This is a genomic window from Bradyrhizobium sp. Unk1 (assembly GCF_059512345.1).
Genome location: NZ_JCAMOP010000109.1, coordinates 1 through 6,283 on the forward strand (window position 1 = coordinate 1; position 6,283 = coordinate 6,283).

10 protein-coding genes and 1 pseudogene are annotated in these 6,283 nt (G+C 59.9%); 5 read left to right on the plus strand and 6 right to left on the minus strand.

The annotated features are described in order from the left end of the window. Nucleotides 1-807 (minus strand): IS5 family transposase (locus tag AC5ZFO_RS46790; protein ID WP_496124109.1); only part of this gene is annotated, 807 nt, incomplete at its 3' end. Between the two features lie 191 nt (nucleotides 808-998). Continuing rightward, nucleotides 999-1,445, minus strand: coding sequence for a ParB N-terminal domain-containing protein (locus AC5ZFO_RS46795; protein ID WP_496124110.1), 447 nt, complete (start codon nucleotides 1,443-1,445; stop codon nucleotides 999-1,001). A gap of 136 nt (nucleotides 1,446-1,581) precedes the next feature. Here AC5ZFO_RS46795 and AC5ZFO_RS46800 point away from each other — a divergent pair, with 136 nt between their 5' ends. The 3 genes from AC5ZFO_RS46800 to AC5ZFO_RS46810 are packed head-to-tail and all read left to right on the plus strand — an operon-like array spanning nucleotide 1,582 to nucleotide 2,919. Beyond that, nucleotides 1,582-2,124, plus strand: coding sequence for an IS701 family transposase (locus AC5ZFO_RS46800; protein ID WP_496124111.1), 543 nt, complete (start codon nucleotides 1,582-1,584; stop codon nucleotides 2,122-2,124). 7 nt (nucleotides 2,125-2,131) lie between these two features. Further along, a complete protein-coding gene (locus AC5ZFO_RS46805; protein ID WP_496124112.1) occupies nucleotides 2,132-2,479 on the plus strand; it encodes a transposase in 348 nt (115 codons plus the stop codon). After that, nucleotides 2,425-2,919, plus strand: a complete 495-nt coding sequence (locus AC5ZFO_RS46810) for a transposase (RefSeq protein WP_496124113.1) — start codon at nucleotides 2,425-2,427, stop codon at nucleotides 2,917-2,919. The genes AC5ZFO_RS46805 and AC5ZFO_RS46810 overlap by 55 nt, the downstream gene beginning before the upstream one ends. Here the strand turns inward: AC5ZFO_RS46810 and AC5ZFO_RS46815 are convergent. From AC5ZFO_RS46815 to AC5ZFO_RS46830, 4 genes are all read right to left on the minus strand, one after another. Further along, nucleotides 2,850-3,566 carry an ATP-dependent DNA ligase gene (locus AC5ZFO_RS46815; RefSeq protein ID WP_496124118.1) on the minus strand — a complete coding sequence of 239 codons (717 nt, stop codon included), beginning with the start codon at nucleotides 3,564-3,566 and terminating at the stop codon, nucleotides 2,850-2,852. The genes AC5ZFO_RS46810 and AC5ZFO_RS46815 overlap by 70 nt on opposite strands. Nucleotides 3,567-3,650: 84 nt before the next feature. Continuing rightward, entirely contained in the window at nucleotides 3,651-3,992 is a 342-nt protein-coding gene (locus AC5ZFO_RS46820) for a hypothetical protein (protein WP_496124114.1), read from the minus strand. Nucleotides 3,993-4,298: 306 nt separating this feature from the next. Continuing rightward, entirely contained in the window at nucleotides 4,299-4,439 is a 141-nt protein-coding gene (locus AC5ZFO_RS46825; protein WP_496124115.1) for a hypothetical protein, read from the minus strand. A gap of 1 nt (nucleotide 4,440) precedes the next feature. After that, entirely contained in the window at nucleotides 4,441-4,620 is a 180-nt protein-coding gene (locus AC5ZFO_RS46830) for a hypothetical protein (RefSeq protein WP_496124116.1), read from the minus strand. Between the two features lie 165 nt (nucleotides 4,621-4,785). Here AC5ZFO_RS46830 and AC5ZFO_RS46835 point away from each other — a divergent pair, with 165 nt between their 5' ends. Beyond that, a complete protein-coding gene (locus AC5ZFO_RS46835; protein ID WP_496124117.1) occupies nucleotides 4,786-5,343 on the plus strand; it encodes a recombinase family protein in 558 nt (185 codons plus the stop codon). A 141-nt stretch (nucleotides 5,344-5,484) separates the two neighbouring features. Next, nucleotides 5,485-5,886 (plus strand): annotated as a pseudogene (locus AC5ZFO_RS46840) (recombinase family protein); the annotation flags it as partial. Nucleotides 5,887-6,283 lie beyond the last annotated feature (397 nt).

Here is a 6,283-nt window from a genome sequence, read left to right on the forward strand (position 1 = left end):
AGCATGTAACGCATAGACCTTCGGACCGCGCTGATGCTGATCCTGGCTGCGCACCTGCTGCGCTAAACCGAGCAACGGGCCGAAGCGAGCTTCAAGCACCGTATCGCCATCAATCTTGCGGCTGATGTCGCGGATAATCCGACCAAGCCGTGTCCGCAGGAACTTGAGCTGCCGCCGCGCGCGTTTGAACTGGTGGGCGTGGCTATAGCGGCCGGTCATGATGGCGGCGCGCTTGGCCAGGCGCAGATAGCTCTGGCGCAGCGGCACGTGGTTTCGCTTGGCGAGCCCGACGAGCTTGGTGAGTGCCCTATGCATCAGACGCGCATCAGTCGGATGCGCAACGGCCTTGGGCTGCACCGTGGTATCGACGACCACCCGTTCCAGGTCCTTGGGACCGATAGCGCCGGTCTTGTGCGCCACCGACAGGCTTTCTTGGATCAGCGCGACGAGCTGTTCCTCGCCCAGCCGCTGGCGCCAACGGGTCATCGACGATCGATCGAACGGCAGACGGTGGCAGAAGCTCAATTCGCCGCAGAAGTATTGGTAATACGGGTTCTCGATCCAGCGAGCGCACAGCACCTCATCTGATAGGTTGTGCATGTGCTTCAAAATGAACAGGCCGGCGACTAGCCGCGTCGGCAAGCCCGGCTGTCCCGACCCTGCTTGGCACACGGAACTGAAGCGCTCATTCAGGATGTTCCAGTCGATCAGCGCTGCCAACCGCACCAGCGGATGACCCATGTCGATGATCTGATCGAGCGCCGGAAGCAACAGGTCTTTCTGGCGATCATCCCGCGGCTTGCTCATCGCATTCCCCAATGTCGACGACGCCGTCAGGGAATCACGAATCGCCCAAAAGCAAAATCCTAAAACGCAAGAAAGCGAGGTCCAACACCCCGCTTTCCTGCAAAATTGAATACTTACATCAAGACCAATTCTGCTTACTTCTCAGACCGATCCGTATTCTTCACGGACGACGACTGAGTAGACTCAGTTCACTACGATACGTTGTAACCTCTGGAGCACTTACCTGTCGGTGAGCTGACGAAGAAGCTATCGCCAGGTGGCGACGATCGGAGTTGGAAAGGCGGTGATGGTTGCGCCTGCCCCAAGCTGCGCGACCATTTCGGCACGATCATCATATGACAGGGACGTATCCGCGTGGAGGCGCCTGATTTCCTCCTCGCGGTCCCACCGTGCCACGCCGCCTTGGTCTGCGCGGCCGACCCCTGTCGCTGCCTGAACTGTTCGGCTGCCCGCGCCGCACACATCGCGCGCTGGCTCTCGGCGAGGTGTCGACGCTTCAAGTTCAGGCTGATGACGTATCCCAGCGGATCGTTACCATAATAGCGCGTCGGGCAATCGGTGCCGGTCTCGACGGCGGCGCGATAGCGGTTGCGGCCGTCGAGGATCTTTCTCTCGAACACGATGACCGGTTCGCGCACGCCGTTTTCGCGGATGAGGTCGCACGCTACGATAGCGCGCGCGGCTTAAACCTGCCCGGCGACCTCACAGAACCCTCAAGATTCCCGAGTCAATTTTTCGATGATTCACGGGTGGTCGGCTCTCGGAGGGCTGACCATGGCGGAGTGGGAAGACGAACCCGAACGCTGGCTGAAGCCGTTGCTGGATCGGTTGGGTCATAAGACCCGGCGGCAGATGTGTCCATTGTACGTTGCGGGATTGATCGGTCCCGACTACCGCCAAATCGTTCAGCCGATGGCGGAGCGCCTTGCCGCGGGCAACTACGATCAGCTGCACCATTTCATTGCCGACGGTGTCTGGGATGCGACTCCGTTGGAATCTGAACTGTTAAATCAGGCCGACCGGCTTGTCGGCGGCAAGGATGCCGTGCTCGTTATTGACGACACGGCAATGCCGAAGAAGGGCGAACGCTCGGTTGGTGTCGCTCCTCAATATGCGTCCTCTCTTGGCAAAACGGCAAATTGCCAAACGCTGGTGTCGCTGACACTCGCGCGCGGCGAAGTGCCGGTAATGGTCGCGCTGCGTCTCTTTCTGCCTGAGAGTTGGACAGGCAATGTATCTCGTTTGAAGCGTGCTCGCGTGCCGATCGAACACCGAACCGGCACGATCCAAGCCGGAAATTGCTTTGGCCGAGGTTAACCGAGCGATGGCAGCCAACGTGCGCTTTGGATGCGTGCTGGCGGATGCAGGATACGGGCTCAGCGCACCGTTTCGACAAGGGCTAACAGAACGCGGCCTGGTCTGGGCCGTCGGATCCCTCGGCATCTTAAGGTGTATCCGGTTGATGTACAGCTCATTGGCCGATTACCAAAGTCCGCGGGAAGCGAAAGCACCACGTACCAGAAATCTTACCGATTGCGGCAGAACAAATGCTGACCAGAGCCAAATGGAAAAACGTGAGTTGGCGCAGCGGAAAGAAAGGTCGTCTGAGAGCCCGATTTGCTGCTGTCCGTGTCCACACCGCCGACGGCCCTCCGCAGCGGATATGGGATAAAAGGTCAGCAGCATCTCCCGGGCGACGAAGCTTGGCTGATTGGCGAGCAACGTGCCTCAGGGGAGAAGAAATACTATCTCGCCAACCTTCCAGCGGCGACGGTTCTGCGCACACTGGCCACCACCATCAAGGCGCGATGGATTTGTGAGCAGGCGCATCAGCAGTTGAAGAAGGAGCTTGGACTTGATCACTTCGAAGGGCGATCATGGCAAGGTCTTCATCGCCACGCCCTAATGACCATGATTGCCTACGCCTTCCTGCAACATTGTCGCCTCGCACACGCGGGGCGGAAGATTAACGGGCCTCCGCCTCAGCCAACCATGCCCGCCGTATGTCACGCCATGGTCGACCTCATCCTTCGGCCGCCGCCTCAACGCTGCCCGTATTGCCGAAAACAAATCCTTGAAAAACAGTGGCGCAAACACATTCTGCCAAAGTAGTGCTGGAGGTCCCGGCTCATGGCCGGATGGGTGCGGTTCTTGATCTTGAGCCATTCGCGCGTGCGGCTCGCGATGTAGCGGCGATCGCGGCGCTTGGAGATGATGCCCTCAAGGCGGCGGTCGCAGGCCGCGCGAAAGACGTCGGGCTCGATGGCGCCGCTCTCGAAGGGTTCGATGAACATGCCGTCGGGCCGGCCGCGCAGCAGCCGGGCGAGGTTGGTCTTGCGCATCTCCAGGGGCAGCTGCCGCAGATCCTCGCCGCCAAGCGCGAGCAGATCGAAGGCATAGAGCTGCACCTGCCGGCGCGAGTGGAGCGCGTTGAAGTCGGAGACGCCGTCAACGCCGAGCACCACGGCCTCGCCGTTAATGACGAATTCCTGCTCGCGGTTGCGCAGCGCGGCCTTTACGATCCAAGGGGAGCGGTCGGTCCAGTTGTGCCCGTTCCTGGTGATCAGGCGCACGGTGCGGCCATTGAGCTCGAGGCGCAGGCGATAGCCGTCATACTTGATCTCGTGGAACCGGTCGGTGCCGTCGGGGGCGGCCTTGGCGGAAGTGGGCAGGCAGAACTCGAACGCAGGCGGTATGAGAACGAGATAGTCACGCGGCCGCGAATATGCGAATGTCGCGCTTGATTTGAGCGTCGGGATTTCGTCGGTGAGGGACCGATCACAATTTCATTGCCATACCTTGGAATTGCTGTCTGCTGCTCGCTCGCGGTTTGGTTGGTAAGCCTAGTGGTTTAGGACTGGAGCGGAAGCGCCAGCTGAACGCCGATCGCGGCCGAGCTGGCTCTTAACGACCTTCAACGCGGGAGAGGTATCGAGGCTGTCGGCGGCGATGCGGTGCTCGAGCGCGATGTCGTCGGACGCGTCGCGCGACCAGCCTTCGGCCGGGTTGAAGGCGACCACGCGGAGCACCCGGTCATGTTGGCCGTTGAGCAGGTCGTCGACCAGCGTGGCATGGTCGATGCCTTCGTCAGTCTCGCGGAATGCCGCGCCGTCCCGGAACTCCTCGAGGACGACGTAAAAGTCCTTGTCGAGGCGACCGTTCGGAATGATGGACGGCGAGGCCATACGCGAGAACTCCACTGACCGGAGTCCAAGATAGGCAATGTTCGGCGGGAGGCGAATCGGAACCTGCGAATTTCTCTCGCGTCGCCACGGTGCCAACATGGAGGAACGAGCATGGCAAGGTCGAAAAAGCAGACCTCTCGGGACAATCTCGCGTGTGCTTTTGACGCACATGACTTTGAGATTTCGGCATCCGCGATTCACATATGTACCCGCGGGTCACTCGGTTCAGTCAAATTTGAGAACTCATTTTTGTGATGCATTTGGAACGCCATGTCGTGTGAAGCGATAGTCTCAGCTTACGTACGCTTAAGGAACCAGCAGGCGCTCGAAGATATGAGAGATATTCGGCACGAACTGCTGCAGTCCATGTCCCGCCCTGCGGCCAAGTACGTTCACGATGATCTCCGACTGATCGAAGATGGGCTGGAACAGCTCCGCCAGCTGCATATCAGCGCTCCTTTTGAGCGTGCTCGGCCTCCACGGCGCGGAGCAGGGCGGCAAGGCTGGGATTAGCGGGCCGATCCGTCGGCTTGCCGCGCCAGCTGAACAGCAACACGGCGCTGTTGTGCTGGCGCAGAACGTGGCCGGCGCCACTACCGAAATACTTGCTCATGGCGTGGCGCTTCATGGCCGACCTCCAGAACAATAGGAACGTCCCCGTCCGGGACACTCATCCGGAAATGGACCAGTCGGAGCTGGCGAAGCTTGATTCGGCGGGGGTGAGCAGCTTCACACTTCTTGGTTTTCAGGCGGGTTGGAATAGGCTGACAGCTGCACAGGTCGGGAGCCTTCCATGGGAACAGAGCTCACTGTCCGGCATGCCAGGCTGCCTCGGCGTCGGGAGCACGAGCTCCGGGCTGCGCAGTACATCCGGATGTCGACGGATCGGCAGCAATATTCAATCGCAAACCAGATGGCTGTCATCGCCGGCTACGCAGCCGAGCATCGGCTCACGATCGTGCGCACTTATATTGACGAGGGCATCAGCGGATTGAGGATCAACAACCGACTGGGGCTCATCGGTTTGATCAACGACGTTCAGTCGGGTGCCGCCGATTTCGGGAATGTGTTGGTGCGGGACGTCAGTCGCTCGGGTCGATTTCAGGACACAGACGAGAGTGCATATTACGAGTTCATCCGCAAGTTGGCCGGTGTGAAGGTGCTCTACTGCGCCGAGGTCTTCGGGAACGACGGAAGCCCGATGTCGGGCCTCTGGAAGAACATGAAGCGCCTGATGGCAGCGGAGGACAGCCGGAATCAATCGGCGAAGGTTTTGCGGGGCAGAGCCGCATTGCAGGGCTCGGCTATTGGGTGGACGGTCAGCCCGGTTTCGCGCTGCGCGGAGAGCTGATCGACACAACCGGCAAGTCGCGGGGATTTCTCGAACATGGCCAGCAAAAGGCCTTGCAGACTGACTGGGACTTGCTGCGGGCCGGGCCACCCGATGAAATAGCGATCGTGCGATGGATATTCGAAAGCTTCGTCGGCGGAAAAGAGGACTGCTATCGCGCGCGAGCTGAACGCGAGAGGCGTTGCCAACCATCGCGTCGTTCCGTGGAATCTTCAGATGATTGGTCGCATCCTTCGCAGCGAGAATTACACGGGCAACACTGTCTACTTCCGGACATCGAACTACTTGCGAGGGCGCCGTGTGATCAACGCCAAGGCCAAGTTGATACGAGCGTTTGACGCACTTGAGCAGATTGTGTCGCGGAACGTCTTTGATGCCGCACAACGGATTATTGAGCGACGAATACGGCAACGGCTGTCCTCGGATGAGCTGCTTAAGAGACTGCGCGTTCTTCAGCACCGGCTCGGCACACATTCTCTCTCAACGCGATCAGTCGAGCAAAGGGAGCCCCAGCGCGGACCTGTACGAGCGGAGGTTCGGTAGCCTTCGCAACGCCTATGCGGTGATCGGATACGTACCTCCAGTTGACTACAGTTACCTTGAGACGCGCGGCGAGCGCATCAGTCTCATCAAGGATCTCGCCGCTGAGATCGCTACGGCCGTGCCGAATGTGAATCCCGATCTCATTGCGGAGCAGGCCGGGGGCTGCCTGGCCGTCAACGATGGGTCTTTCATATCGTTGCGTGTAGTACGGTCCTGGCAGCACTCCCAGAGGCACTGTTCCGCCTGGACGCTGCGGCGCGGCTCAAAAACCCGTCCGAGTGTCGCCGTCTTGGTCAGGTTGGATCAGCAGAACAAACGCCCTCTAGCAGTCTGCTGAAGAACCCCCTCGCCAGGGAGGGGGCTTGATGATTCACTTTATCATCTCGATTCGGTGGAG

What these genes read in the sequence shown, in the direction of transcription:
- AC5ZFO_RS46825 (WP_496124115.1), bottom strand. Translation starts at nt 4,439, where the DNA reads ATGCAGCTGGCGGAGCTGTTCCAGCCCATCTTCGATCAGTCGGAGATC.
- AC5ZFO_RS46835 (WP_496124117.1), top strand. Translation starts at nt 4,786, where the DNA reads ATGGGAACAGAGCTCACTGTCCGGCATGCCAGGCTGCCTCGGCGTCGG.
- AC5ZFO_RS46820 (WP_496124114.1), bottom strand. Translation starts at nt 3,992, where the DNA reads ATGGCCTCGCCGTCCATCATTCCGAACGGTCGCCTCGACAAGGACTTT.
- AC5ZFO_RS46800 (WP_496124111.1), top strand. Translation starts at nt 1,582, where the DNA reads ATGGCGGAGTGGGAAGACGAACCCGAACGCTGGCTGAAGCCGTTGCTG.
- AC5ZFO_RS46805 (WP_496124112.1), top strand. Translation starts at nt 2,132, where the DNA reads ATGGCAGCCAACGTGCGCTTTGGATGCGTGCTGGCGGATGCAGGATAC.
- AC5ZFO_RS46830 (WP_496124116.1), bottom strand. Translation starts at nt 4,620, where the DNA reads ATGAAGCGCCACGCCATGAGCAAGTATTTCGGTAGTGGCGCCGGCCAC.